The sequence below is a fragment of the Mycobacterium sp. genome, assembly GCF_035314665.1.
Taxonomy (GTDB): Bacteria; Actinomycetota; Actinomycetes; order Mycobacteriales; family Mycobacteriaceae; genus Mycobacterium.
Window position 1 is genome coordinate 1 of record NZ_DATFZD010000359.1, and the last position, 24,165, is coordinate 24,165.

Below are 24,165 nucleotides of genomic sequence, written 5' to 3' on the forward strand. Positions count from 1 at the left end.
CGCGAAGGGCCGCGGACGCAAGCCGAGCCTGCCGGTGGGCACAGTGGAAGAGGTGCTGCGCCTGACCCACAGTGAGCGGCCGCTGGATGGGTCCACGCAGTGGAGTACCCGCACGCTGGCCGCGCGAGTGGGAATCGGTAACGATCAACTGAGGTCTCGTGCGCGACAGATCGCCAGACGCACGAAACATCAGCTAGATGTCCGGGACCGCCTCAGATGAGCGACACATCGAAGATGACGACAGTGCAGAGATCGTAACGGTCCGAGGAGAAAGCGATGACGAAGCAGCGCAGGGCGGCCCGGCGGTGGTCAGCACGCAGCGCCGCGGTGGCCGCACATGGCGGGCGTTGCCTCGCGCTGACTACCTATGCCTCCGCCTCAAACGCTTGCAGGCGTGGCCCGCGACAACGAATACGGCCGATTCGAATATGGAGGGTTACCAGCAACCCACGCCATGTTTCCTAACTGTCTGTGCAACAACAGCTTTCGGGATGCCACCTATGACGACGTGTACGGTGCGATTTCTAATACGGTTCACATCAACGGATTGCGATGCCGCCGCGCAGACTCGGTGTGTTGTCCCGCCCATATCATGCATAACTGTTATTATGCATGAACTATCGTGGCATCCGAACGTAATTTAACGTGAAAAAAACCGGCCCAAAGTAATTGCAACACAGGATGGTTCGCCTACCGCTGGATACCGACTCGATCCCCGTAGCTGAAGTCCGCTGGTGCAAGGTGATAACGAAGTCGGCGTTTAAAACAGTTCGGCGAAATATGTGCTTGACGCCTCAGAGTGCGGGCGGGTTACTGTCGATGAGCCCATATAGCGGATTTCGGGCCGCGGCGGCACGGTTCTCGGCGCCAGCGCCGTCGACGTAGCGCTGTGATGTCACCATCGACTCGTGTCCGAGCAGCTTCATAAGCGCGTAGACGCTGACTTCTGAATTGGCGAGTTCCGTGGCGTAGGTGTGGCGCAGCCCGTGCACTAGGGCGCCACGCGCTCGTTGATTGTTCAGGCCAGCCCTCTTGAAGGCCCGGAGCACGCGGTACTGCAGCACGCCCCGGGTGATTCGCTCACCGTCGCTGCCGACGAACAGGGCGGCGGTCGCGGGCCACACCGCGAGACCAGGGCTGGCGGAGTGGCGTTTTGTGGTACCGGGGAAGCGAGCCGCCCGGGAGTCCAGATAGCGTTCGAGAACCTTAATTAAGCCCTCTTCCACCGGGATCCGGCGATCCTTATTGCCCTTGCCGCGTACGTGGATGACGCCGCCGCCTTCCGTGGTTCGGATGTCGCCGACGTTAGCGTGAATGAGCTCGTCGGCCCGCAATCCCGCCAGTACTGCGGTCAACACCAGGGCCCGGTCGCGCTCGGGCCAGTCGCTGCGCCGGCGTGCGCCGGTGTCGGAGTCGATCGCCGCCAGCAGACCCGAGACCGTCTCGGCGCCGAGTCCCTTCGGCAACGACTTGGGAACCTTGGGGCGACCAATCAGCGGCATGGGGTTGGACTCGAGCAGTTCGCTGGTGTAAAGGAAGGCGCACAACGTATTCCATGTCGACCAACATCGCCGGATCGAGGTGGGCTCGTGAGTGTCCGCGTAGGTGGCGAAGGCCGCCCGCATCGCCTCCTTCGTGATGGTGGCAGGTGTCAGCTCGGCGATCTGTGCGCGGTCGCCGGCCAACAGCTCGGCGATCGCGGCGAAGTCCTGTCGGTAGGCCTTGGCCGTGTGCGGTGATGGCTTGCGTACGCCGCGATCGGCCAGAAACACCGAGAACCACTGCGGATAACCCGATTCCGAGGCCTTGGGAGCAGGGGACCTGCGAGACGTCCTCGTCATAGGCCCAATGGTCCCATCAATTTGTGGATATCCGCAGTTATCCATGAGACACGCACTACGTGCCGACAAGGTGTGTCTTGGATCTCCGTGAGGGCGAACATGTCGAGTGTGCCTGCTGTGGCAGACGAGTAGCGGACTACTCGTGTGGTCGGTGTTCAACCGGGCGACACTCGCAGCACAACCTAACAACACGAAGTAACTGCACCTACGAACTTAAGGAGCAGAGATGATCGACGACATCGAGAAGATGATGATGCGACTGCCCTCAGTCAAAGGGAAGAACGCTGCGGTAGCGTGCATCGTTGGCTTCATCTTTGGCGGAATCGGCTTGGCTGTCTACTTCAGGAACGTGGTAGACCTAGTCTTTCCGGTGGCTGTGGCCTTTGCCGCAAGTCTGGTGATCGGCGCCCTCAATGCGGGGGGTTGGCTTGCCGGTGCGTTGTTTGCAGCCTTATACGGCTACTTCAGGGTCCAGCTTTCGGAGCAGCAGGCAGGCCAGCTGGAGCCACGATGATCGGCGTCGAGTTCGGCTGACCTCGGCTACTTTGCCACCTTCGTGGTCGCCTGGACGCGGTCGACTTACTGTCGGCCATGCGGCCGGTTTTCGCGCCAGATCGAACAGTTCGTTACGTCGCTACTGGCGGGAATTGCCCGTAGACGCCGCGGTCGTCGCCGGCGAGCACCCATGCGTGCTGCTGGTCAGCGCGGGCGGCGACGGCTGCCAGCGCCGCCGCGCGGGCGGCTCGCATCGCATCGCGCGTTGTCAGCCGGCGATCCAACCATCCCGCGAACCACAGCAGCCATAGCAGCGCGACGGCGGCCACGACAGCCAGAATCAGCCACGCATAGCGGATGACACCGCCGACGATGGCTACGCTGCCCGACGCGACCGCGACGAGCGCCAGGACGCGGATCAGAGAAACCATCATTTACCTCCCCTATCTCGCTGAGGGTGTCACGACGTTGTCAACTCGTATGAAACTTGTCGCGCGGACGTCCTCGGACTGGAAAATACTCGCATGGACTGACACGCACAGATCTGATTGCGACGCATGCGATTTCGAATTCTCAGACCAGACTCTTGCAGACGCCGACGGATGCAAGCGGACGGGTCGATTCCGCCTCCGGAGCAGAAGGCCGCAGGTTCGAATCCTGCCGGGGGGACTGCCGGGGGGGCACAGATATTTATGCAGCTCAGAGGCCATTTTGGACTACGACGGCGGGGCTTGCCTATCCGTTGCCAATGTAGTTCTCGCCGGTCAGACCTTGCGGAGACCTTGCGGAGACCCCCTGGGACGCCGTCGACGGCGACGTATGGCCCGTGCCGATCACCCCCCAGGGCTTGCCAGCGCCTTACTGTTACTGGCATTGAAGCAGAGTTAGCAGCCGTACCATGCGCGACGGCTGGACTGTTCTAAGTGGGGGCAGATGACCGAACCTGGAGACACGAGTCAACCTTCGAATCGCCAATGGCGACCCGATGCCCATTGGGTCGACAGTGAGGGCCGGCATGTATTCGCTGAGTTCAAACGGTCTGTCGGACGTGATTATTGGGACCAGCTTCGGTACTACGTGGACGCCATCAGTAGGGAAATGTTTTCCATTCTCACCTGGGAGCAGATTGAGGAGCTGCGGGACAACATAGCCGCGACGGTGGTGCATGTGGAGTCGGCGGAGATGCTGGTGGCCGCTGTCGAGTCGACGTCCCCGAAGCTTGCCGCAGATTTGAGGCAGCGGAGTCCGCAAGAAATAGTCGCGATCGGCAATCTCCTCTTCGCGTTCATCACGATGATGTTCCAGATCTACGCGGTCCTGCATCCTGTGACGCCAACCCAGGTCACGCAGATCATCAACATCGTGAACAACGTCCAGGAAACGACCAATGTTCTGCCGCCCCCGGCAGCGGGTGGTGAGCAAGGTTCGCCAACCCAGCCGTAAACTTCCGCCGCGCGGCTCAGCACGGCGTTGTGATGCCGCCTACGGCCTACGGGTCGGAGATGGTGACCGGTTCACCGACGGCGATGATCGTCGTCGGTCGCGGCGACCCGCTTCAGCCAGCCGCCGGTGTAGGAACCGCTCCATGTCGAGATCCGGCGACTCAGCTTCGCAGTGATGCCGGGCGGTATGCTCGACGGCATGTCCGGCCAGCGCAAACTCGTCGACATGATCAGCACCAAAGGCAAGTCCAAGGAGCAGGTCAAAGCTGACGCGCGCCAAGCACTTCAGAGATTTAAGCAGGAAGGGCAGCGCCCGGCGGGACCCGCCGCCGTCTGCTAGACCCCGCCGCCACCGCGCCGCCGCTTGCCGATGCTGCCGGTGTGTGGTGTCGTGACACCCGGCGGCGTAGGCATCTCCACCAGGGCGTCGTAGTCGCGACCCTGAAGGTCCGCGACGCGGCTGTCGGGACGATGACGAGGCAACTTGTTGTAGCCGATCGCGGGATCGTTAGCCCCGGTTTCTCGGATGAGCTTCATTTCCATCGCCCGAACTTCGGCGTCGGTGGCCGTTTCGGATTCCCACAGGATTTCCTTTCGCAGCGTTAGCTCTAACCGATCCGGGTCGAGTTCGAGGTCGGCGACGATTCGCTCGTAGGCGCTCGGGCTACCCATGTATAGCGCCGTGCCTGTCAGGTCCATGCCGACGTAGATTTTCCCGTTGGGGTAGGTGATCTTGTACACCTGCTTGCGGCGCGGCATGTCAAGCCATGTTATCGGTGACTCCATGTGGTCACCTCAAAATATGGGCCTACGGCTGGAGCCGAATGGTTAATGTGATGGCTTGTGGCGATTCCCGACTTCCAGACACTGATGCGCCCAGTCCTGGTCGCCATCCAGGGGGATGAACCGAAGTCGCACGCACAGATTCGGGACATAGTAGTGGCCGATCCGCAGGAGAAATTCGACATCATCGAGACGACGCTTAGCGACGGGTGGGCGGTTGGTGCGGCGCTGCGGCCCGTCATCGCCCTGCAAGAAAGCGCGAAACGCTTCCCGCAGATCAAAACCGGCGAGGATTTCACTGGTTACGAGTAACCGGGCAACGGACTTCCGCCCCGTCATCCGACAGTCGGACCAGTCGCCGTACACGCCGACCAGTTCATCGCAACCCCCTGGCCGGGATGGGCACCACCGGAGGCCGGTTCGCCCGCCAGCGGCGCAGCCAGCGGGCGATGACCAACGGCACGCCTACACGAGGACTTTCGCCACGTTCGCTAGCAGGGGTTACGGGCCTAACGTCGGTTGGCGTGAAGCGAAACATGTTGGCCGTGGCCCTCGCACTGTTGGCGCTACTGGTGGCGCTGCTGGTGGGGCTGCTGGTGGCACCCCACGCACATACCGACAGCGACGATGACTTCTATTCCGCCGCGCAGTCTTCCGTAGTCACGGTCAACCAGCCTCAATTGACTGGGGTGTCGATGAGATCCGCTGCCAGTTTCGCCAACAGAACCTTGGCCCTGCGTTCGACGAGCAGCGGGACAAAATCGCGAACCTTGCTTTGATCAAATCTCGAGTGGGCCTCGTTGACCAACGTGGCCACAATTTCTTGCGGCAGTGTCGGATTACTTCGGGCGAGCCGCTCAACAACTTGTCCGATAGGCGCCTGCTCGCTCACCTCTCCCACCCGCTCAGGGTCGCATCGCTTATGCGAGTGGTCAACCCCTGGGCCTGGGAGGACTGACCGGCGTGAAATCCGCTATCCCTCAGAGCCGCCGGAACCCCTTGGCGGGGGGAAGAGAACCACCCGGCCAGGCCCGTTCGGGCCGTCCTGGGCACGCTGGGCGGTCGTTTGGCGCTATCCCAGCCGGTCGTACCAGGGCACCCGCGCGCCTTCGGCCTGCTCCGGCGCTGGGACACCGCCGAGATACGGATCCCCCTGCTGCGCCCACGGCACCTCCGGCCCGTCGGCTGGGCCGTACCCGGCCTCCTCGTCGGTGACCTCGCCGGGATTCGGCTCGTCGTGGCTGGTTGTGAACATCGGAGCATGCGTGTCTCGCACGCTGCGCCGAGGCCGCCGCGGCTCCGGTGGGGCCGGTGGCTATCTGTTCCGATTCCGCGACGGCCACATCTTCAAGTGCGTGTGACGCTCGCACTGTAAGTACACCACCGTGAAAAGCACGGGAGTGATGTTCAATCACGTTGCACCACCCCGGCTTTAAGGGACTCCTGCAGCCCCTCGGCCTTCTCGGGATGGGCCGTTGTCTCACAGCGTGTTTCGCTCGCGTGCGCTAAGACGACGGCCCGGCAGTAAGCGAAGGTGATGTCCTCAGTGGATGTCATTGGTACTTACCACCTTTCGTTTGGACACGGACGATTCCTCCCGTGTCACAAACCGGCGCAGCTTCGCGAGCAAGTAAGGGATCTGCCACCTGGGTTCTGTTCCAGACGATGGCATCGACAACTGGGGTGCGATGTCGAGCTTCTCGGTGATCCCCTCGGTGAAACCCGATAAGGAGTTGAACGCGCCCTCGACTTCGACCCGGTCGATCTGGCCAACGTAGAACCACACCGTCAAGTAGGACTGGCGGAAGATGCGAGATCTCGGCATCTGCCCCGCCGGAATGAACGGCGCGAATTCCGCCGCGTTCATCTCCCGAAGAAGTCGGTTGACTTCTCCTGGTCCCGCGCGAATGAGTTGGCGCGCTGGAGCATTCGCGCTTGCCGTTACCTGCGGATCTCCTTGAGGTCACGCGGCATGCGTCGAGGAGGCCGAACAGGTCATCCATCTGGCACCTCGCGGTCGAGGTGTTTGTGTGGTGCCATGACCAGACACTCCGCATGGACGCAGCGACCGCACGGGCATAGACAGAGATCCAGAACGGTTCGATCAGGGCGAAGTCAACGACCCGCCCGTCGCGGTCCCGGCCTGCTTATTGCGGCGATTAGCCGGACCCGTTGCTATAGGCCCACCAGTCGAACTCCCCTGGTGCAGGACGGGTTGGACACAAATGTTGATACGCTGCATTGAGGAGGCTGATGGCCTGGTCGTTGGTCAGCGTCGCATAGTTCTTCTGCACTGCTGCACCCGCTGCTTGAAGCGTAGGGTAGCCGCGCTCCCAGATATCATCACAAGCGTCCTCACCGGCTACCAGCATCGCCGGTCCCGGCCCGTTGATGCCTGCTGCTTGCAGTGCGGCAAAGAAGTCCGTCGTATTGGCGTTCGCAACGGGCTTGGCACCCAAAGCCATAAGCGCCAGGACGGCCATGCCAACTATCGAAACCCTTCGCGCGCCACCGTTAGCCCGCCTTGACACGACCGCACTACTGAGAGCTCCGCGGGATAGGGTTGACATGACATTTGCCACCTTTCTGAGCGCGCGCGATGCATCGTTGCGGCAACGATGTTTTGACCGCCTTGCTCCGCCTGTATGATGCCTGCGTAACCTTGCGTTGGGCTGCAGCTTGGTTGTGTATTCCCTGTAGCTTGCTTTAGTTCACCATTTGGGACATCTCACTGACCAATGGGCCTCATTCCGAATGAACACCGCTGCGTCTACCTTTATGACGGCCTCGACGCGAGAGGTCCTGTCGAGCTTGATTTTCAGCGGTGATTGGTCGCGCCGCCGGTTTCTGCGTGACATTTACCATGGCCTCCCGTTGCGCGGCTGCTGGTCGTGCTGATCAATGCCCACACCTTCGGCCACCAAACCGGCCTTCTCGCCGAAGCTGGTTGATCTGGTCGGCTGATAGATACTGCAGCATGTTGCGGGACACTTGCGACACACCGTTAATGCTGCCGTACGTCGCTGCGCCGGTCGGTGCTGTCACTGCCGGGGCCGGTGGCACGTCGCCGCGCCAGGTAATCGCTTGGGCCGCAACAGCGTTGGCTTCCTCCTTAGTGGTTGCCTGCCTGAGCAGGTCGGCTGGAACGCCGGTGGAGCGTTCAACTCTTAGCCGCATGCACTCGTTACTCAGCCGGTCGCGCTCAGCTTGCAAGTCGTCGTTCTCGCTTGGCATTTCGGCCTCCTCGCTGTGTCGTGGTCGGTGTCGAGTCCTGTGGCGTGCCATCGTAATTCAGCTACCCGGCGCGGGAGTGCGCTCGATGGCACAACAGTTGGTGTCGAGCGGCCCCGTCAGAGAGCAATTCTGAGAGATACGGGGCAGCCCGACGCTGTTGTGCCAGAAACAGCAGATCGGCCCCTTTTGCCAGCGATGTCAACGTCGTGCCCTTGTCCGCCCAGACCTGGGTCACACGATCCACAATTTCAGGGAGGGCGCCGATCGGATTCCTAACGTGGCTAATGAAATCCGTGGACGCGTTTAGCGGCTCGCGAGAGTCTGGTCCGTAGGCGACCGCAGCAAGCCCCGCCGACTCGACGAACCCAAGCAGGTTAGGCGGCACCGCTACGCGCACCTCGTGACCTCGGCGCAGCAGCTCCCGACCGACAGCGGCGCAGGGCTCGACATCGCCGCGACTTCCATAGCCGGCCAGCACAAATTTCATCGGCGGAACCTAACCCGGGGACTCAGCGGCGACAACCCTGGGGGTTGTCCGCGATCCGGCCCGCACCGAACTCACAGCAACGCAACAGTAATAACACGGCGTCCGTGGAGGCTTCCTTTAGTTAAATAGCAGGTCATGAGAACCATGGCATCGGCACCCGGAGCCGCAACAGAGACCAGTCCCGAGGCGCGGGTACTCGTCGTCGACGACGAAGACAGCATCGTCGAACTTCTTTCGGTCAGCCTCAAGTTCCAGGGCTTCGAGGTGCACACCGCTAAGAACGGACCCGCGGCGCTGGATTTGGCCCGCGACGTCAAGCCGGATGCGGTGATCCTGGACGTGATGATGCCCGGTATGGATGGCTTCGGGGTGCTGCGCCGGCTACGCGCCGACGGCATCGACGCGCCTGCGCTGTTCCTTACCGCCCGCGACTCGCTGCAGGACAAGATCGCCGGGCTGACGCTCGGTGGTGACGACTACGTCACCAAACCGTTCAGCCTGGAAGAGGTGGTCGCTCGGTTGCGAGTTATCTTGCGGCGCACCGGAAAAGGTGTCACCGAGCGCCGCAACGCCCGGCTGACGTTCGCCGACATCGAGCTCGACGAGGACACCCACGAGGTGTGGAAGGGCGGCGAGGCAGTGTCGCTGTCGCCCACCGAGTTCACCCTGCTGCGCTACTTCGTGATCAACGCCGGCACCGTGTTGAGCAAACCGAAAATCCTCGCCCACGTCTGGGACTACGACTTCGGCGGTGACGTCAACGTCGTCGAATCCTATGTGTCGTATCTGCGCCGCAAGATCGACACCGGCGAGAGGCGACTGCTGCACACGTTGCGTGGGGTGGGCTATGTGCTGAGGGAGCCGCGATAACGAGATGCCGAGACAACTTCGGGTCGCCCTGCCGCTCCGCGTGGGCCTCATTGCCGCCCTCCTGCTGCTAGCGGCGTGCGGGCTGACAGCTTCCGGCATCGCGGTCACCAAGATCCTGCGTCACACCCTGATCGAAAAGGTCGACCAGACGCTCGTGGAGGCGTCGCGCGGCTGGGCGCTGTTCCCGCGCGGGGAGCTACAGGTACCTCACGGGGCAAACCTCGACCGCCCGCCGTCGAACTTCTATGTGCGCAGCATCGAGTTGGAAGGGCGCCGAACGGTCATCAACGACAGAAACGCCGAACCCGCCCTGCCGGCCAACAGCGACGTCGGACCCGTGCCTAGGACTGTCGGATCGGTGGGTAACTCCAAAGTGCCGTGGCGGGCGGTGTCGGTGCACCGACCGACGGGTCGATTGGTCACTGTCGCTTATGACCTTTCTGGTATCGAAGAGACGGTCCATGCACTGATCTGGTTGCAACTCGGCATCGGCGCGGCGGTGTTGCTGGTCGTCGGTGTGGCCGGGTATTGGGTGGTAAACCGTAGCCTGCGACCGTTGATGGAGGTCGAACAGACCGCTGCGGCGATCGCCGCCGGCCAGCTGGATCGCCGTGTTCCCCAACGTGATCCGCGAACTGAGATCGGTCGGCTTTTCCGGTCGCTCAACGGGATGCTCGCTCAAATCCAGGGCGCGGTGGAGAAGGCGCATACCTCGGAAGACCGGATGCGCCGATTCATTACCGACGCCAGCCATGAACTGCGGACTCCGCTGACCACGATGCGCGGCTTCGCCGAGTTGTATCGACAGGGCGCCGCCCGCGACATGGAAATGGTGATGTCACGAATCGAAAGCGAATCGCGCCGGATGGGCCAGCTGGTCGACGATCTGCTGCTGTTGGCCCGGCTGGACTCGCAGCGTCCCATCGAGCACAACCGGGTCGACCTGCTGGCGCTGGCCACAGACGCCGTGCATGATGCGCAGGCGGTCGCGCCGAAGCGCAACATCACCATGGAGGTGTTCGACGGTCCCGGCACCCCGGAGGTGCTCGGCGACGAGCCCCGGCTGCGTCAGGTGCTCGGCAATCTGGTGAACAACGCCCTGCAACACACACCGGAGACCGCTGACATCACCGTGCGGGTCGGCACCGACGCCGACGACGCGATCTTGGAGGTCGTCGATACGGGGCCCGGGATGAGTCAGCAGGACGCGCTTCGCATCTTCGAACGGTTCTATCGCACCGACTCATCGCGCACGCATTCCAGCGGCGGTAGCGGTTTGGGGCTGTCGATCGTGGACTCGCTGGTCCACGCCCACGGCGGCACCGTGACCGTGACCACGGCGCTCGGGCAGGGCTGCCGCTTCTACGTCAGCCTGCCGCGTATCGCCGACGTGCCCGCACACGCAGGTTCAGCCAGGTACTAACTCGGCGAGCACCACCCTTGATTTTGCCTGCGCCTCATCGAGGGATGCCGCAGACGGGTTGCGATCGACAGTGCTGAAGCCGAAATCGCCCTAGGCTGCGAGTCGGGAAGACGTGGACGTGAAGGTGGGGAACCTCGAGCCCGGCGATGATTGCGCCCGGCGCGGTGAGCGTCGGACGCATGGCAGCGGCCCTGCCGACTAGCTGGGCGACCGAGCGTTGATCTGCTCTGGGCCCAATAACTTCTCCCACATCGAACATTTCGACCACGTCAAAGTTGTCAGCGCGGTGAACCACGCGGCCATCTTTCCCGCTTGCCGCGCGGTCGTCCACCACGGCGGCGCGGGCACCACGGCGGCAGGCATATCACGGCCTGCGCTGCATCTCGTTCACCCACCACGGGATCGTCTCACCCGTCAGTACGCCAGGCACATAAATCGGCTCGCCACGAGGCAATCTCAAAGTGATTGCCCCGCGCCGTTTAGAGCCGGGACGGGGCAATCAACTATTCCGACGTGGACTACGGAGAATCGGTTTCCCGGCGGCGCCTAGGCCCCCCGCACGTTCGACGCCCAGATCAGAAGTTCTTGCTGTCCGTCGTTGTAGACGACGCCCATCGGCGGCGCGCCTGTCACGTCGAAGTACAGGGTGCCCCTCGATTCGCTGCCTTGGGGGATAGGCGCCGGGTTAAGGCCATTCGGGGCCCCAACCTTGTCGATCAGCTTGTAGGTGTGACCGTTGGGCGCGAGGGCGCTGAAGTCTCTGACCATGGGGGTAACGGTTCCGCCGTCCGACGTGGCGGTGATGTCTGCCTGGTAAAGCGTTCCTTTAGGGGTGTAGCCGGGAATCGCTATGGTGCTGGGCTGCAGGTTGCTCACCGTGTAGGCGGTAACCATTGGCCCGTCGACCAGCGATTCGCTGGTACCGAATTCCTGCATGTTTGGCGGTGCGGCGGAGGCAGCTGCTGGGGCGAAAACGCCTACCGCAGCTATTCCCGCGGCACCGATGGCGGTCTGGACAATCTTCGTCGTGAACTTCACGATGGGCTCCTTTATCTTCCTTTGCCGTTCGAGCGGTACCCAAACGTTGGGGCCAAACGGCACTTAATTGGCATAGCCAAGCGACGGCACTTCAAACGTGAACATCGCGTTCTAACTGCGCAAATGGCGGACGCTGGCCGACCTGGCCCGTCGCTGACATGAATCGGCCCGCCACGAGGAGAGAGCGTGGCGGGCCGACAACTAGTGTCCTCCGCCAGAAATTCGTTATATAATTGTAATGAGAGCTTGCCGGCGCGGTTCATCGGCGAAACAGATTGCCCCGTGGGATGATTCGTTTGTGGCGGAGCGTGGCAGGCCGACGGCGGAGTTGGTGTTGACCGATGAGGAGCGCAGCACGCTAACCCGGTGGACGCGGCGGCGCAAATCCGCGCAGGCGTTGGCGCTGCGCTCGCGGATCGTGCTGGGGTGCGCCGAGGGGCTGTCGAACAAGGCGGTGGCAGCGCGCGAGCGGGTGTCGCAGCCGACGGTGGGCAAGTGGCGGCGCCGGTTCGTCGAGGCGCGGTGCGACGGGCTGGTCGACGAGCCGCGGCCGGGCCGGCCCGCGTCGGTGACCGTCGAGCAGGTCGAAGACGTGGTGGTGGCCACGCTGGAATCCACCGCGGCCAACGCCACGCACTGGTCGCGGGCATCGATGGCCAAACGCTCGGGGCTGTCCGAGTCGACGATCGGGCGGATCTGGCGCGCGTTCGGGCTGCAACCACACCGCAGCGAGGACTTCAAACTGTCCAACGACCCGCTGTTCGTGGAGAAGCTCTACGACATCGTCGGGCTCTACCTCGACCCGCCCGAGGCCGCGGTGGTGCTGTGCGTGGACGAAAAGTCCCAGATCCAGGCGCTGGCTCGCAGCCAGCCGGCGTTCCCGATGATGCCCGGCATGCCCGAGAAACGCACCCACGACTACGTGCGCTCGGGCACCACCAGCCTGTTCGCCGCCTTCGACATCAGCGACGGCAGCGTCGTCACCGCCTTGCATCGGCGCCACCGCGCGATCGAGTTCCGCAAGTTCCTGGCCACCATCGACACCCAGGTCCCCGACCACCTCGACATTCACCTGGTCTGCGACAACTACGGCACCCACAAGGCACCCACCGTCGCCAAATGGCTTGGCGCTCATCCTCGTTTCCACATGCACTTCACTCCGACCTACGCCTCCTGGCTAAATCAGGTTGAGCGCTGGTTCGCCGAACTAACCCGCCAACTCATCGAACGCGGCGATCACCGCAGTGTGCAGGCCCTCGAACGCGACATCCGCGCCTGGGCCGCCGCCTGGAACGAGGACCCCAAACCATTCGTTTGGACCAAGACCGCCGAACAGATCCTCCGGGCCATCGAACGATTAATGAAACGAATTAACGGCGGGGAACACTAGGTAGCGTCGGCGTCGAACGGTGCGGGCCCGGTCAGCGGCTGCTGCGGCTGGGGTGAGGGGGGCACGACCGGCTCGCTGGGCCTAACCGATGAGGGCCGGTCGAAGTTGCCGGTGAACAGCGAATCGTCGCCGTCGAACAGGTGTTTCGTCAGCGCCGCACGCGGCGTCAAGCCGCGCAACTTCTGCAACTCGCTGAGCGGCTCACGCAGGTCGTCGAATTCGGGCCCGATGTCTTCGCGCAGTTGGGTCGTCATCCCGCTGAGGTAGTCGCGGGCCTGACGCAGCGCCGCGGCGGTCCATCGGATGGCGCCGGGTAGCCGCTCGGGGCCCAGGACAACCAGCCCGACCACCACGAGCACCAGCATCTCTCCCCAACCGACGTTGGCGAACATTTAGCTGGTGTCCGGACCGGGCGTCACCGTCAGGGTCACGTGGCGGCCGTCGCGAACCACCTCGATCGGGGCGGGCTGCCCAATTGTCAACTGCCGCACGGCGACGACGAACTCCTCGGAGTCTGCGACCCCGCGGTTGCCCACCTTGACCACCACGTCGTTTTCCAGAATCCCGCCCTTTTCCGCAGGGCTCCCCGCCTTGACGTTGGCGACCTGCGCGCCCTGCGCGATTGCGTTGCTCACCGAGCGGGTGCTCAGGCCCAACGTCGGGTGCACGATCTTGCCGTCTTTAATCAGCGTCTGGGCAACCAATTTCGCCTCGTTGACCGGAATGGCGAAGCCCAGCCCGCTGGCGCTGTCGGACAGCGATTTGCCGGCGGTGTTGATGCCGATGACCTGAGAATCCATATTGATCAGCGGGCCACCGGAGTTTCCGTGGTTGATCGAGGCGTCGGTCTGGATGGCGTCGATGACGGTGTCGGTGTCCGAACCCTCACCCGACAGCGGGATAGGCCGGTGCAGTGCGCTGACAATGCCGTGCGTCACGGTGCTGCGCAGACCCAGCGGCGCACCGGCGGCGAGGACTTCATCGCCGACGCGCACCTTGTCGGAGTCACCGAGCCGGGCCACCGACAAGTGGTCGACGTTGTCCACCTTGAGAACAGCCAAGTCGGTCTTGGGGTCGCGGCCGACCAGGTTGGCGGGAACTTCCTTGCCGTCGTTGAAGACGACGGTGGTCTTGAACTGACTGGGATTGTTGGCCGCTTCGGAGATGACGTGGTTGTTGGTGACGATATAGCCGCGGCCGTCGACGACGAAGCCGGATCCCTGCATCCCCTCCTGATCGCTGACCGACTGGATCGTCACCACCGAATCAGCCACCGCGGCAGCGACTTTGGCGAATCGCCCGGCGGGTGATTCGCTGTTGCCGTTGGTCGCCAGCGTCACCTTGGAGGTGGTGAAGGCCTCGACAACCTCGGCCGTCTTGCGCCCGACCACACCGCCGACCACGCCGATCAAGAGCGCGAGGACGGCAAGCACCAGCAGGGCCGTGTAGGACACCCGCCCACCGAAGAGCACGTCGCGCACACCGAGCCGGTCACGCTCCACGCCGGCGCCGTGTGGGCCGGAGGGCGATACGGCCGGCTCGCCCAGCGCCGCGGCCGCACCCGGGTCGCGCCACGGGTCGTCAGGCTCGTCTGCTTGGTCTTTGTCACCGTCGAGCGCGCCGGCATCGGTCGGATGGCGCTGCAACGACTCGGCTCCGGGGAAGGGCCGGCCGAAGGCCTCCGAAAGAACCGGGTCGGCCGGCTCATCGTGCGGGGTGAACTCACTGGAGTTGCGATACTTCGGCGGACGCACTGTTTCGGCGACGAACGAGCCGTGCACGCCGTCGGGACGACCGAAAGCTTGGCGCGACGCGGCGTCGACGGGCGGCCGGGAAATGGGGCGCGGCGCCAGCCTAGGGGCGCCGTTGTTGTCTTGGTCGGAGCTCACGTCATCCTCTTCCGAGCGCTTGAGAAATGTGCGCTATGGGCTGGAGCACGGCGCTGGGCACCGGCTTGGCCGAACTTTTACCCACCCTACCGAGGCTCGCGCCGGTCAGGCGGGTTGCCGTCAGCTAAATGATCCCCGCCCCGGTGCGTGCGCGGCGACCTCCACGGGCCGTTCTCGGCATGGCCGGCCTCGTCGTCGGGCGGGCAGTCTGGAATCTGCGACAGCAATCCCAGCAGCGTGCTGGGGATTCTGATCGGACGGGAATCGCGCAGCGCGGCGCGGGCCCGGCGGTGACCGTCCACTTCCGCGGCACAATCGGGACAAAGCGAGATGTGGTGCGCCGCGCGCAAATGCGCGTTCATCCGCAGCTCACCGTCGACGAACGCCGCAATCGCCTCAATGGACAGATGCTCGGTAGAGCCGAACTGGCGCGGCGCACCGACCGGCGCGTCGTTTTGCGAGGCGAATTGGGAGGGAAGCCAGGAGAACGCGCGGCGGAACACATGTCCCCGGTCGACCATCACCGGCTCCTCTCCGTATTAGCGTTCGGGTCTATCCAGAAATAGCGAGCACTACCTCGAATGTAGCGCGCTGCCCGTTACGGAACACCAATGAACAGCGGATCAGACGGCGTGTGTCGCGGCTGGTGTCCTAATCCGTGAGCTCTGGCCCGGTGGACCTGGCGCCGGCCGACGAATGACTGGCTCCCTCGGAGTGCGCCGCCAGATAGTCGCGCAGTGCTTGTCGTCCCCGGTGGATGCGGCTGCGCACGGTCCCGAGCTTCACCCCCAGGGTGGCCCCGATCTCCTCGTAGGACAAACCTTCGATGTCGCAAAGCACGACAGCCGCGCGGAACTCGGGCGGCAATGAATCCAGCGCCGCCTGCAGGTCGGGGCCCAGCCGCGACTCGTGGTAGATCTCCTCGGGGTTCGGCTCATCGGCGGGCACCCGGTCGTAATCGTCGGGCAACGCCTCCATCCGGACCCGGCCGCGGCGGCGCACCATGTCCAGAAACAGGTTGGTGGTGATGCGGTGCAGCCAGCCTTCGAAGGTTCCCGGCTGGTAGTTCTTCACCGATCGGAAAACCCGGATAAAGGTCTCCTGGGTCAGGTCCTCGGCATCGTGCTGGTTGCCGGAAAGGCGATAGGCCAACCGGTAAACCCGGTCGGCGTGCTGACGGACAAGCTCATCCCATGACGGCATCGCCGCCTTGTCGCCGGTCGCGTCGAAGACGGCGGTGCCATATGGCTCGTCGTCAGGCTCAACCCAGTCGGCGTCGCGATACCGCTCGGGATGCGACATGCTGGCTGGGCTCATCAGTGTGGTGATGTTCAATTCCTCCGGGGTCAAACTACCGTCGAGGCTAGGCATTTCCTCATCGCGCGTAACACGAAGGCGCGGGGATCTATTCCCGGACCAGCGGCCTCCACGTTCCATGGGGGATACCGTCGCCTACCGGCGTATGTGCGGTATGTGATCGCACTGAACTTTCACTAAGAATGGCTGCCGCTACCCCGTTGCGCTGGTCATATTCATCAAATTGTGACCTTTATCGTCTCTAACGACCGGGCGTGTCGCGGCGTGCCCCGCGAGCCCGATTGCCCGGCTTCTCCTCGGGCCGTTCCGGCACGCATCGTCGCCGGGCGGTGGCAACGGGCGCGTCTGACCGCGTGGGCCAGCGGTTGGACTTAGGCTGCGGGAATGGCCACCAGCGACCACACGCCAGGCCAGCCTGCACCGACGAATCGGGCCGAATCGCTCTCCGCACATGCCGAGGGGTCGATTTCCGAAGACGCGGTTCTGCTGGCCGCCCGGGACCGCGCGGTCGACATCGGTGTTGGCGCGGTGACCCCCGCGGTCGGGGCACTGATCAGCCTGCTGACCAAGCTCAGTGGCGGCAAAGCCGTCGTGGAAGTCGGCACCGGGGCGGGGGTCAGCAGCCTGTGGTTGCTGTCGGGGATGAGTGAAGACGGCGTGCTGACCACGATCGACATCGAGCCCGAGCACCAGCTGATCGCCAAGCAGGCGTTTTCCGACGCCGGGATCGGACCGTCGCGGACTCGGCTGATCAGCGGCCGGGCCCAGGAGGTGCTGACCCGGCTGGCCGATGAGTCCTATGACCTGGTCTTCATCGACGCCGACCCGCTCGATCAGCCGGATTACGTGATCGAAGGGATGCGGCTGCTGCGCTCCGGCGGGGCCATCGTCGTTCATGGGGCCGCGTTGGGCGGCCGGGCCGGCGACCCGGCGGCCCACGACGCGGACGTCACCGCGGTGCGCGAGGCGGCGCGGCTGATCGCCGAGAACGAGCTGCTGACTCCCGCGTTGGTGCCGCTCGGCGACGGCTTGCTGGCCGCGGTTCGCGACTGATCCCGCCTTTTACGGATTCCTGACGGCGCGCCTCCTTGACGCGCGACTGAACATGCGTTTAGTGTCCTGAACATGCGTTCAGTCGACGATCTGACCGCCGCGGCCCGGATCCGCGACGCGGCGATCGAGCAGTTCGGCGAACACGGCTTCGGCGTCGGGCTGCGGTCGATCGCCGAAGCGGCGGGTGTTAGCGCGGCGCTTGTCATCCACCACTTCGGCTCCAAGGACGGTCTGCGCAAGGCCTGCGACGACTACGTCGCCGAAGAGATCCGCAGCGACAAGTCGGAGGCGATGCAATCCAGCGATCCGGCTACCTGGTTTGCACAGCTCGCCGAAATCGAGTCGTACGCCCCGATGATGGCCTACCTGGTCCGCAGCATGCAGGCGGGCGGCGAGCTCGCGAAAATGCTGATGCGCAGGATGGTCGACAACGCCGAGAGTTACCTCGAAGAGGGCGTGCGCGCCGGAACGCTCAAGCCCAGCCGCGACCCTCGCGCCAGGGCGAAGTATCTGGCGATCACCGGCGGCGGCGGCTTTCTGATGTACCTGCAGATGCACGAGACGCCCACGGATCTGCGTGCAGTACTGCGCGATTACGCCCGCGACACGATGCTGCCCGCCCTCGAGGTCTACACCCAAGGGCTGATGGCGGACAGCACCATGTACGACGCCTTTCTGGCTCAAGCAGAACGACAAGGAGAATCCGATGTTAGTTGACAGCTACCGCGCGCCGATCGAAATCCACGATCTGACAAAGAATTTCGGCTCGGTTCGGGCGCTGGACGGCCTGGAGCTGACGGTTCGTGAGGGCGAGGTGCACGGCTTCCTGGGACCCAACGGCGCCGGAAAGTCGACGACGATCCGCATCCTGCTGGGAGTGGTGAAGGCCGACGGCGGAACAGCGCGGCTGCTCGGCGGCGACCCCTGGACGGACGCCGTCGAGCTGCACCGTCACATCGCCTATGTTCCAGGCGATGTGACGTTGTGGCCCAACCTCACCGGCGGTGAGACCATCGATCTGCTGGCACGCATGCGCGGCGGCATCGACGAACGGCGTCGCGCGGAGCTGATCGAGCGCTTCGAGCTCGACCCGCATAAGAAGGCGCGAACCTACTCCAAGGGAAACCGGCAGAAAGTCTCATTGATTTCGGCGTTCTCGTCGCGGGCCCGGCTGCTGCTGCTCGACGAGCCGAGCAGCGGGCTGGACCCGTTGATGGAGAACATCTTTCAGCAATGCGTCGCAGAAGCGCGGGACCGCGGCACAACGGTCCTGCTGTCCAGCCACATCCTCGCCGAAACTGAGCGGCTGTGCGGGCGGGTGACGATCATTCGCGCCGGCAAGACCGTCGAGAGCGGGACACTCGAGTCGATGCGGCACCTCAGCCGGACGTCGATCACGGCCGAGCTGCTTCGCGACCCAGGCGATCTAACCCGTATCCGTGGCGTCGAGGACGTCAGATACGAAGGGGCCACGCTGCACGCCCACGTCGATAGCGAGAGTCTTGGTGAACTCATCCGGGTGCTCGGCGACACGGGCGTGCGCAGCCTGGTCAGCCAGCCGCCCACCCTGGAGGAATTGTTCCTGCGCCATTACGGCACCGAAGGCCGGCGTGACGTCAGCGGTCAGGCGGTGCGGGCATGACGACCACGTTGGAACGGCCGCACCATCCGGCACACGAAGCGCCGCAACGCGGTTCGGCGTTCACCGGAACGCTCGGGATGCTGCGCCTTTACCTGCGGCGCGATCGGGTGGTCTTGCCGCTGTGGGTGTTTCTGCTGTCAGTGCCGCTGGGGACCGTGTATGTCGGCAGCATCGAAAAGGTCTACCCCGACCAAGCTGCCCGCGCCGCCTTCGCCGCAACGATCATGGCCAGCCCCGCGCAGCGGGCGCTCTACGGACAGATCTACAACGACAGCCTCGGCGCGACCGGCATCTGGAAAGCCGGAATGTTCGATCTGCTGATCGCCGTGGCGGTCATTCTCACCGTCATCCGCCACACCCGCGCCGACGAGGAAACCGGCCGCGCGGAACTGATCGACTCGACCGCGGTGGGCCGGTATGCCAGCCTGACCGCGGCCCTGCTGCTGTCGTTCGGGGCGTCAGTGATCACCGGCGCCATCGGGGCGGCCGGCCTGCTCACCACCAGCGTGCCGCCGGACGGCTCGCTGGCGTTCGGGGCCGCGCTGGCCGGCTCCGGCCTGGTGTTCACCGCGGTGGCCGCGGTGGCTGCCCAGCTGTCACCCAGCGCCCGGTTCGCCCGCGGCACCGCATTCGCAGCGCTGGCAACCGCATTCACGTTGCGCGCCATCGGTGACGCCGGTTCGGGCACCTTGTCGTGGCTTTCGCCGCTGGGCTGGTCGCTGCAGGTTCGTCCGTACGCGGGCGACCGGTGGTGGGTGCTGCTACTGCACCTTGCGACGACCGCGTTGCTCACGGCGCTGGCCTACCGGCTGCTTTCCCGACGCGATGTCGGCGCAGGCTTGATCGCCGAACGCCCGGGCCCGGCGACCGCAACGCCGTTGCTGCGGAACGCGTTTGGGTTGGCCTGGCGGCTGGACCGCGGCGCACTGCTGCTGTGGACCGTCGGGCTGTGCCTATATGGCTTGCTGATCGGTAGCGTCGTGCACGGCATCGGCGACGAGCTGGGCGGCGGCACGGCGCAAGACGTTGTCCAGCGCATGGGCGGTACTAGTGCATTGGAGCAAGCTTTTGTCGCGGTGGCGTTTTGCATGCTGGGCATGATGGCGGCCGCATTCGCCATCTCGCTGGCCCTGCGGCCGCATCAGGAGGAGGTCAGCCAGCGGGCCGAGACGGTGCTGGGCGGCGCGGTGGGCCGGAGTCGTTGGCTGGCAGGCCATCTGGCGATCGCGCTGCTGGGCTCTGCTGTCGCGATGTTGATTGCCGGGTCGGTGGCCGGACTGACGTACGGCGTCGCAGCACACGACGTCGGCGGCAAGCTTGCGATGGTCGTCGCGACCGCCGCGGTACAGCTGCCCGCGGTGTGGCTCTCGGCCGCAGTGACCGTCGCATTGTTCGGGCTGGCACCGAGATTCAGCTCGCTATCTTGGGGTGTGCTGGTCGGATTCGTCGCGCTCTACCTGATCGGGTCGCTGTCGGGCTTTCCCCAGTGGCTGCTCGACCTGGAACCCTTCGCGCACATTCCGCGGGTCACCGGCGGGACGTTCACGCCGGTTCCACTGCTGTGGTTGTTGGCGATCGACGCCGGGTTAATTGCATTGGGAATGGCGGCCTTTCGCCGTCGCGACGTGCAGACATAAGGAGGATTCATGAAAACTGTTCCTAAAGTAGTGGCATTCTCCGTCATTGGAACTGCGATGTTCCTTGCGATGCTGTTCTGGCCTGCAGGCACGTTCAGCTACTGGCAAGCATGGGTTTTTCTGGTGGTGTTTGCCCTCTCGACGTTGATCCCGAGCCTCTACTTGCTGCGGACCAACCCTGCTGCACTCGAGCGGCGTATGCGGACGGGACCGGTCGCGGAAACCAGGCCGGTGCAGAAGGCGGTTATCGTCGTCGCGTTCTTGTCTCTGGTGGCGCTGATCGTGGTCAGTGTCCTTGACCATCGCTATGGCTGGTCGCCAGTACCGGCCGCCGTCTCCATGGTTGGCGACGTGCTGGTCGCTGTTGGACTTGGTATTTCCATGCTGGTGGTCATCCAGAACGGTTACGCCGCTTCGACCATCACGGTCGAATCCGGACAGAAGCTGGTTTCCACCGGCCTGTATGCGCTCGTCCGCCACCCGATGTACACCGGCACCATCATCATGATGCTGGGCGTGCCGCTGGCGCTCGGCTCTTATTGGGGACTCGTCTTCGTCATACCTGGCGTGCTCGGGCTGGCCGTCCGCATTGGCGACGAAGAACAGCTACTCAAGCAAGAGTTGGACGGCTACAGCGAGTACGCGCAACAGGTGCACTACCGACTGGTGCCCTACGTGTGGTGACTGGATCCGATTGCCCGACTCCTCCTCCCGCCGCTACGCGGCGCGCATCGTCGCCGGGCTAGATCCAGACGCCTTTGCCCACGGCGACCACGCCGCCGGCGCTGATCGCGAAGCGTTCGCGATCCCTTTCCAGATCCACCCCTACCATCTCGCCGGGTCCGACGACGACGTTCTTGTCCAGGATCGCGTGGCGCACCACCGCCCCGCGGCCGACTCGCACACCCGGCATGATCACGCTGCCCTCCACGATCGCGCCGTCGTCGACAACGACGTTCGACGACAACACCGAGTTGCGTACCGACGCGGCCGAGACGATGCTGCCCGCCCCCACCACCGACTCCTGCGCGGAGCCGCCGTTGACGAATTTGGCCGGCGCCAGATTCTCGGTCGCGCCCTGGATCGGCCAGCGTCGGTTGTACAGATTGAACACCGGATGCACCGACACCAGATCCATGTGGGCGTCGTAAAAGGCGTCCAGCGTACCCACGTCACGCCAGTAGGCCCGATCACGGTCGGTGGCGCCGGGCACCTCGTTTTCGGAGAAGTCGTAGACCGCGGCCAACCCGTCGGAGACCAGCCGCGGCATGATGTCGCCGCCCATGTCGTGATCAGAGTGGTCGTCGTCGGCGTCGGCACGGATCGCATCGACGAGCACCTTGGTGGTGAAGATGTAGTTGCCCATCGATACGTAAGTGGAATCCGGGTCATCGGGGGTTCCCGGCGGCTCAGCCGGTTTCTCGAGGAACTTGCGAATGCGGCCGGACTCGTCCGTGTCGATGCACCCGAACGCGGACGCTTCGGCGCGGGGCATCCGGATACCGGCCACTGTCGCCCCGGCGCCGGTGTCGATGTGGAACTGGACCATCTGCTCGGGGTCCATCCGGTACACGTGGTCGGCGCCGAAAACCACGATGTAGTCGGGATCCTCGTCGTAAATCAGGTTCAGCGATTGATAGATCGCGTCGGCAGAGCCGGTGTACCAGCGCGGACCGAGCCGCTGCTGAGCTGGAACCGGGGTGATGTACTCACCGGCCAACCCGGACAACCGCCAATTCTGCGAAATGTGACGGTCGAGTGAATGCGACTTGTATTGGGTGAGAACGCAGATCCTCAAATAGCGGGCATTGACGAGGTTGGAAAGAACGAAGTCGATCAGCCGATAAGCGCCGCCGAAGGGAACCGCGGGTTTGGCCCGGTCCGCGGTCAATGGATACAACCGCTTGCCCTCCCCCCCGGCCAGGACGATGCCCAGCACGTGTGGCGCTTCCCTCATGAATCAAACCTATCGGCCGTTGTCAACCGCTGCTAGCTCATTCTCCTGCATACCCACGCTGACGGACTGTCCATCAACCTATGGATGAACCCGGCGACTGCACCATCCCGAGCCGACACTGAATCCGATTGTCCGCCTCCTCCTCGGGCCGATTCGCGGCCCGCATCGTCGGCACTCAATCTGATCGTCCGCCTCCTCCTCGGGCCGATTCGCGGCCCGCATCGTCGGCGAACTACCGTGCCCGGTATGCGGGTGGCGATGATGACTCGGGAGTATCCGCCGGAGATCTACGGCGGCGCCGGCGTGCACGTGACCGAGCTCGTCGTGCAGCTGCGCAAGCTGTGCCAGGTTGATGTGCATTGCATGGGCGCGCCCCGGGCGGGCGCGTTCACGTATCAGCCCGACTCGCGGCTGCGCGGCGCGAACCCGGCGCTGTCGACGTTGTCGTCCGATCTGCTGATGGCCAATGCCGCCGCGGAAGCCAGCGTCGTCCACACCCACACCTGGTACACCAGCTTGGCCGGGCAGCTGGCGGCAATGCTCTACGACGTCCCGCATGTGTTGACTGCGCACTCGCTGGAGCCGTTGCGGCCGTGGAAGGCCGAACAGCTCGGCGGCGGCTACCGGATCTCGTCGTGGGCGGAACAGGGCGCGGTGACCGCGGCGCACGCCGTCATCGCCGTGAGCTCGGGCATGCGCGACGACGTGTTGCGGGTGTATCCGACGCTGGATCCCAGCCGGGTGCACGTCGTGCGCAACGGGATCGACACCGAGGTGTGGCACCCGGTAGGGCCGTCGGAGTCTGCCCCCGGTGGCTCTATGCTCGCCGACCTCGGCGTCGACCGCGACCGGCCGATGGTGGCATTCGTCGGCCGGATCACCCGGCAGAAAGGTGTCGGCCACTTGCTGGCGGCCGCGCATCAGTTCGATCCCGAGGTCCAGTTGGTGCTGTGCGCCGCAGCGCCCGACACGCCGCAAATCGCCGCCGAAGTGGCCGCCGGGGTAGCCGAGCTGGCCCGCACGCGCATCGGCGTGTTCTGGGTCAGGGAAATGCTGCCCATCGGAGACATACGCGAGATACTTTCGGCTGCAGCGGTTTTCGTATGTCCTTCGGTGTATGAGCCGTTGGGCATCGTCAACCTCGAAGCGATGGCCTGCAGCACCGCGGTGGTGGCCTCCGACGTGGGTGGGATACCCGAGGTGGTCGACGACGGAGTCACCGGTTCGCTGGTGCACTACGACCCTGATGACGCGACCGGTTATCGGACCAGGCTCGCTGAGGCGGTCAACGCCCTGATCGCGGATCCCGAAAAGGCGGAGCGGTACGGCCAAGCGGGACGGCGCCGCTGCATCGCGGAATTCTCCTGGACACGCATCGCGGAACAGACGCTGGAGATCTACCGGAAGGTGTGCGCGTAACGCGACGCGCGACACGCGTTTGGTTCGGCGGGGTTTAGCTGGTGACGCCTTTGAGTTCGTCGCCCAGCGCGGCGGCTTCGTCGGGTGTCAGCTCGACGACGAGTCGGCCACCGCCCTCCAGCGGTACCCGCATCACGATGCCGCGCCCCTCCTTGGTCGCTTCCAGTGGACCGTCTCCGGTCCGGGGCTTCATCGCCGCCATCGAGTGCTCCCTCCAGGTTCGAGCTGGCCCGCCGTCACGGACCTGG

29 protein-coding genes and 4 pseudogenes are annotated in these 24,165 nt (G+C 64.4%); 15 read left to right on the top strand and 18 right to left on the bottom strand.

The features are described 5' to 3' along the window. Positions 1-220, top strand: a pseudogene (locus VKI00_RS24715) (hypothetical protein); the annotation flags it as partial. A 574-nt stretch (positions 221-794) separates the two neighbouring features. Here the strand turns inward: VKI00_RS24715 and VKI00_RS24720 are convergent. Continuing rightward, positions 795-1,841, bottom strand: coding sequence for a site-specific integrase (locus VKI00_RS24720; protein WP_324442215.1), 1,047 nt, complete (start codon positions 1,839-1,841; stop codon positions 795-797). A 226-nt stretch (positions 1,842-2,067) separates the two neighbouring features. On the opposite strand from VKI00_RS24720, the gene VKI00_RS24725 reads away from it, so the two are divergent. Continuing rightward, positions 2,068-2,355, top strand: a complete 288-nt coding sequence (locus VKI00_RS24725) for a hypothetical protein (protein ID WP_324442217.1) — start codon at positions 2,068-2,070, stop codon at positions 2,353-2,355. A 112-nt stretch (positions 2,356-2,467) separates the two neighbouring features. Here the strand turns inward: VKI00_RS24725 and VKI00_RS24730 are convergent, their stop codons facing one another. Continuing rightward, positions 2,468-2,767, bottom strand: coding sequence for a hypothetical protein (locus VKI00_RS24730; RefSeq protein ID WP_324442219.1), 300 nt, complete (start codon positions 2,765-2,767; stop codon positions 2,468-2,470). Positions 2,768-3,413: 646 nt separating this feature from the next. On the opposite strand from VKI00_RS24730, the gene VKI00_RS24735 reads away from it, so the two are divergent. Then, positions 3,414-3,779: a hypothetical protein gene (locus VKI00_RS24735; RefSeq protein ID WP_324442221.1), complete on the top strand. Its 366-nt coding sequence runs from the start codon at positions 3,414-3,416 to the stop codon at positions 3,777-3,779. A gap of 174 nt (positions 3,780-3,953) precedes the next feature. Then, complete coding sequence (locus VKI00_RS24740) at positions 3,954-4,118, top strand: hypothetical protein (RefSeq protein WP_324442223.1); 165 nt, start codon at positions 3,954-3,956, stop codon at positions 4,116-4,118. On the opposite strand, the gene VKI00_RS24745 is transcribed toward VKI00_RS24740, so the two are convergent. Next, positions 4,115-4,564: a hypothetical protein gene (locus VKI00_RS24745; protein WP_324442225.1), complete on the bottom strand. Its 450-nt coding sequence runs from the start codon at positions 4,562-4,564 to the stop codon at positions 4,115-4,117. The genes VKI00_RS24740 and VKI00_RS24745 overlap by 4 nt on opposite strands. 57 nt (positions 4,565-4,621) lie before the next feature. Between VKI00_RS24745 and VKI00_RS24750 the strand changes: the two genes are divergently transcribed. Beyond that, positions 4,622-4,873 (top strand): hypothetical protein, encoded by a 252-nt coding sequence (locus VKI00_RS24750; RefSeq protein ID WP_324442227.1) that lies wholly within the window; start codon positions 4,622-4,624, stop codon positions 4,871-4,873. A 364-nt stretch (positions 4,874-5,237) separates the two neighbouring features. On the opposite strand, the gene VKI00_RS24755 is transcribed toward VKI00_RS24750, so the two are convergent. The 7 genes and pseudogenes from VKI00_RS24755 to VKI00_RS33885 form a co-directional block, all read right to left on the bottom strand. Continuing rightward, positions 5,238-5,453, bottom strand: a complete 216-nt coding sequence (locus VKI00_RS24755) for a three-helix bundle dimerization domain-containing protein (RefSeq protein WP_324442229.1) — start codon at positions 5,451-5,453, stop codon at positions 5,238-5,240. Between the two features lie 180 nt (positions 5,454-5,633). Beyond that, the gene (locus VKI00_RS24760; protein WP_324442231.1) at positions 5,634-5,816 is read right to left on the bottom strand and encodes a hypothetical protein; all 183 of its coding nucleotides are present in this window, start codon (positions 5,814-5,816) and stop codon (positions 5,634-5,636) included. Positions 5,817-5,968: 152 nt separating this feature from the next. Continuing rightward, positions 5,969-6,118, bottom strand: a complete 150-nt coding sequence (locus tag VKI00_RS24765) for a hypothetical protein (RefSeq protein ID WP_324442233.1) — start codon at positions 6,116-6,118, stop codon at positions 5,969-5,971. Next, positions 6,105-6,428: a hypothetical protein gene (locus VKI00_RS24770; protein ID WP_324442235.1), complete on the bottom strand. Its 324-nt coding sequence runs from the start codon at positions 6,426-6,428 to the stop codon at positions 6,105-6,107. Before VKI00_RS24770 ends, VKI00_RS24765 begins: the two co-directional genes overlap by 14 nt. A 292-nt stretch (positions 6,429-6,720) precedes the next feature. Then, entirely contained in the window at positions 6,721-7,044 is a 324-nt protein-coding gene (locus tag VKI00_RS24775) for a DUF732 domain-containing protein (RefSeq protein ID WP_324442236.1), read from the bottom strand. Positions 7,045-7,459: 415 nt separating this feature from the next. Further along, entirely contained in the window at positions 7,460-7,795 is a 336-nt protein-coding gene (locus VKI00_RS24780; protein ID WP_324442238.1) for a hypothetical protein, read from the bottom strand. A 306-nt stretch (positions 7,796-8,101) separates the two neighbouring features. Next, a pseudogene (locus tag VKI00_RS33885) lies at positions 8,102-8,282 on the bottom strand (glycosyltransferase); the annotation flags it as partial. Between the two features lie 135 nt (positions 8,283-8,417). Here VKI00_RS33885 and VKI00_RS24790 point away from each other — a divergent pair. Together VKI00_RS24790 and VKI00_RS24795 are read left to right on the top strand one after the other, a co-directional pair. Next, the gene (locus VKI00_RS24790; RefSeq protein ID WP_324442240.1) at positions 8,418-9,152 is read left to right on the top strand and encodes a response regulator transcription factor; all 735 of its coding nucleotides are present in this window, start codon (positions 8,418-8,420) and stop codon (positions 9,150-9,152) included. 4 nt (positions 9,153-9,156) lie between these two features. Beyond that, on the top strand, positions 9,157-10,575 hold the full coding sequence (locus tag VKI00_RS24795; protein ID WP_324442243.1) for a HAMP domain-containing sensor histidine kinase: 1,419 nt from the start codon (positions 9,157-9,159) through the stop codon (positions 10,573-10,575). Here the strand turns inward: VKI00_RS24795 and VKI00_RS24800 are convergent. Continuing rightward, a pseudogene (locus VKI00_RS24800) lies at positions 10,561-10,789 on the bottom strand (HIT family protein); the annotation flags it as partial. The gene VKI00_RS24795 and the pseudogene VKI00_RS24800 sit on opposite strands and share 15 nt — an antisense overlap. On the opposite strand from VKI00_RS24800, the pseudogene VKI00_RS24805 reads away from it, so the two are divergent. Further along, positions 10,778-10,939: pseudogene (locus VKI00_RS24805) on the top strand (glycosyltransferase); the annotation flags it as partial. The pseudogenes VKI00_RS24800 and VKI00_RS24805 overlap by 12 nt on opposite strands. Before the next feature lie 182 nt (positions 10,940-11,121). Here the strand turns inward: VKI00_RS24805 and VKI00_RS24810 are convergent. Continuing rightward, the gene (locus VKI00_RS24810) at positions 11,122-11,613 is read right to left on the bottom strand and encodes an MPT63 family protein (RefSeq protein ID WP_324442244.1); all 492 of its coding nucleotides are present in this window, start codon (positions 11,611-11,613) and stop codon (positions 11,122-11,124) included. A 298-nt stretch (positions 11,614-11,911) separates the two neighbouring features. Here VKI00_RS24810 and VKI00_RS24815 point away from each other — a divergent pair, with 298 nt between their 5' ends. Then, on the top strand, positions 11,912-13,003 hold the full coding sequence (locus tag VKI00_RS24815; protein WP_324442246.1) for an IS630 family transposase: 1,092 nt from the start codon (positions 11,912-11,914) through the stop codon (positions 13,001-13,003). Here the strand turns inward: VKI00_RS24815 and tatB are convergent. The 4 genes from tatB to sigE all read right to left on the bottom strand — a co-directional run bounded on the left by tatB (position 13,000) and on the right by sigE (position 16,329). Next, positions 13,000-13,395 carry a Sec-independent protein translocase protein TatB gene (gene tatB / locus VKI00_RS24820; protein ID WP_324442248.1) on the bottom strand — a complete coding sequence of 132 codons (396 nt, stop codon included), beginning with the start codon at positions 13,393-13,395 and terminating at the stop codon, positions 13,000-13,002. The genes VKI00_RS24815 and tatB overlap by 4 nt on opposite strands. Beyond that, positions 13,396-14,892, bottom strand: coding sequence for a S1C family serine protease (locus VKI00_RS24825; RefSeq protein WP_324442251.1), 1,497 nt, complete (start codon positions 14,890-14,892; stop codon positions 13,396-13,398). A gap of 86 nt (positions 14,893-14,978) precedes the next feature. Continuing rightward, on the bottom strand, positions 14,979-15,413 hold the full coding sequence (gene rseA, locus VKI00_RS24830; RefSeq protein ID WP_324442253.1) for an anti-sigma E factor RseA: 435 nt from the start codon (positions 15,411-15,413) through the stop codon (positions 14,979-14,981). Between the two features lie 130 nt (positions 15,414-15,543). Then, positions 15,544-16,329: an RNA polymerase sigma factor SigE gene (gene sigE, locus VKI00_RS24835; protein WP_324442255.1), complete on the bottom strand. Its 786-nt coding sequence runs from the start codon at positions 16,327-16,329 to the stop codon at positions 15,544-15,546. 264 nt (positions 16,330-16,593) lie between these two features. Between sigE and VKI00_RS24840 the strand changes: the two genes are divergently transcribed. The 5 genes from VKI00_RS24840 to VKI00_RS24860 all read left to right on the top strand — a co-directional run bounded on the left by VKI00_RS24840 (position 16,594) and on the right by VKI00_RS24860 (position 21,225). Beyond that, complete coding sequence (locus VKI00_RS24840) at positions 16,594-17,262, top strand: O-methyltransferase (protein WP_324442257.1); 669 nt, start codon at positions 16,594-16,596, stop codon at positions 17,260-17,262. Between the two features lie 72 nt (positions 17,263-17,334). Then, positions 17,335-17,979: a TetR/AcrR family transcriptional regulator gene (locus VKI00_RS24845; protein WP_324442259.1), complete on the top strand. Its 645-nt coding sequence runs from the start codon at positions 17,335-17,337 to the stop codon at positions 17,977-17,979. Beyond that, positions 17,969-18,904 (top strand): ABC transporter ATP-binding protein, encoded by a 936-nt coding sequence (locus VKI00_RS24850; RefSeq protein ID WP_324442261.1) that lies wholly within the window; start codon positions 17,969-17,971, stop codon positions 18,902-18,904. Before VKI00_RS24845 ends, VKI00_RS24850 begins: the two co-directional genes overlap by 11 nt. Further along, a complete protein-coding gene (locus VKI00_RS24855; RefSeq protein WP_324442263.1) occupies positions 18,901-20,541 on the top strand; it encodes an ABC transporter permease in 1,641 nt (546 codons plus the stop codon). Before VKI00_RS24850 ends, VKI00_RS24855 begins: the two co-directional genes overlap by 4 nt. Positions 20,542-20,550: 9 nt before the next feature. Then, complete coding sequence (locus tag VKI00_RS24860; protein WP_324442265.1) at positions 20,551-21,225, top strand: isoprenylcysteine carboxylmethyltransferase family protein; 675 nt, start codon at positions 20,551-20,553, stop codon at positions 21,223-21,225. 58 nt (positions 21,226-21,283) lie between these two features. Here the strand turns inward: VKI00_RS24860 and glgC are convergent, their stop codons facing one another. After that, complete coding sequence (gene glgC / locus VKI00_RS24865; protein WP_324442266.1) at positions 21,284-22,498, bottom strand: glucose-1-phosphate adenylyltransferase; 1,215 nt, start codon at positions 22,496-22,498, stop codon at positions 21,284-21,286. A gap of 246 nt (positions 22,499-22,744) precedes the next feature. Between glgC and glgA the strand changes: the two genes are divergently transcribed. Then, positions 22,745-23,917, top strand: coding sequence for a glycogen synthase (glgA, locus tag VKI00_RS24870; RefSeq protein ID WP_324442268.1), 1,173 nt, complete (start codon positions 22,745-22,747; stop codon positions 23,915-23,917). Positions 23,918-23,951: 34 nt separating this feature from the next. Here the strand turns inward: glgA and VKI00_RS24875 are convergent, their stop codons facing one another. Further along, positions 23,952-24,119, bottom strand: coding sequence for a DUF3117 domain-containing protein (locus VKI00_RS24875; RefSeq protein ID WP_003406247.1), 168 nt, complete (start codon positions 24,117-24,119; stop codon positions 23,952-23,954). Between the last annotated feature and the right edge of the window lie 46 nt (positions 24,120-24,165).

Coding starts and splice junctions, on each gene's coding strand:
- VKI00_RS24730 (WP_324442219.1), bottom strand. CDS start 2,767: ATGGTTTCTCTGATCCGCGTCCTGGCGCTCGTCGCGGTCGCGTCGGGC.
- VKI00_RS24780 (WP_324442238.1), bottom strand. CDS start 7,795: ATGCCAAGCGAGAACGACGACTTGCAAGCTGAGCGCGACCGGCTGAGT.
- VKI00_RS24725 (WP_324442217.1), top strand. CDS start 2,068: ATGATCGACGACATCGAGAAGATGATGATGCGACTGCCCTCAGTCAAA.
- glgA (WP_324442268.1), top strand. CDS start 22,745: ATGCGGGTGGCGATGATGACTCGGGAGTATCCGCCGGAGATCTACGGC.
- VKI00_RS24855 (WP_324442263.1), top strand. CDS start 18,901: ATGACGACCACGTTGGAACGGCCGCACCATCCGGCACACGAAGCGCCG.
- VKI00_RS24845 (WP_324442259.1), top strand. CDS start 17,335: ATGCGTTCAGTCGACGATCTGACCGCCGCGGCCCGGATCCGCGACGCG.
- VKI00_RS24745 (WP_324442225.1), bottom strand. CDS start 4,564: ATGGAGTCACCGATAACATGGCTTGACATGCCGCGCCGCAAGCAGGTG.
- tatB (WP_324442248.1), bottom strand. CDS start 13,395: ATGTTCGCCAACGTCGGTTGGGGAGAGATGCTGGTGCTCGTGGTGGTC.
- VKI00_RS24790 (WP_324442240.1), top strand. CDS start 8,418: ATGAGAACCATGGCATCGGCACCCGGAGCCGCAACAGAGACCAGTCCC.
- VKI00_RS24770 (WP_324442235.1), bottom strand. CDS start 6,428: ATGAACGCGGCGGAATTCGCGCCGTTCATTCCGGCGGGGCAGATGCCG.
- rseA (WP_324442253.1), bottom strand. CDS start 15,413: ATGGTCGACCGGGGACATGTGTTCCGCCGCGCGTTCTCCTGGCTTCCC.
- VKI00_RS24740 (WP_324442223.1), top strand. CDS start 3,954: ATGCCGGGCGGTATGCTCGACGGCATGTCCGGCCAGCGCAAACTCGTC.
- VKI00_RS24795 (WP_324442243.1), top strand. CDS start 9,157: ATGCCGAGACAACTTCGGGTCGCCCTGCCGCTCCGCGTGGGCCTCATT.
- VKI00_RS24760 (WP_324442231.1), bottom strand. CDS start 5,816: ATGTTCACAACCAGCCACGACGAGCCGAATCCCGGCGAGGTCACCGAC.
- sigE (WP_324442255.1), bottom strand. CDS start 16,329: ATGGAACGTGGAGGCCGCTGGTCCGGGAATAGATCCCCGCGCCTTCGT.
- VKI00_RS24720 (WP_324442215.1), bottom strand. CDS start 1,841: ATGACGAGGACGTCTCGCAGGTCCCCTGCTCCCAAGGCCTCGGAATCG.
- VKI00_RS24850 (WP_324442261.1), top strand. CDS start 17,969: ATGTTAGTTGACAGCTACCGCGCGCCGATCGAAATCCACGATCTGACA.
- VKI00_RS24840 (WP_324442257.1), top strand. CDS start 16,594: ATGGCCACCAGCGACCACACGCCAGGCCAGCCTGCACCGACGAATCGG.
- glgC (WP_324442266.1), bottom strand. CDS start 22,498: ATGAGGGAAGCGCCACACGTGCTGGGCATCGTCCTGGCCGGGGGGGAG.
- VKI00_RS24775 (WP_324442236.1), bottom strand. CDS start 7,044: ATGGCCGTCCTGGCGCTTATGGCTTTGGGTGCCAAGCCCGTTGCGAAC.
- VKI00_RS24765 (WP_324442233.1), bottom strand. CDS start 6,118: ATGACATCCACTGAGGACATCACCTTCGCTTACTGCCGGGCCGTCGTC.
- VKI00_RS24860 (WP_324442265.1), top strand. CDS start 20,551: ATGAAAACTGTTCCTAAAGTAGTGGCATTCTCCGTCATTGGAACTGCG.
- VKI00_RS24875 (WP_003406247.1), bottom strand. CDS start 24,119: ATGGCGGCGATGAAGCCCCGGACCGGAGACGGTCCACTGGAAGCGACC.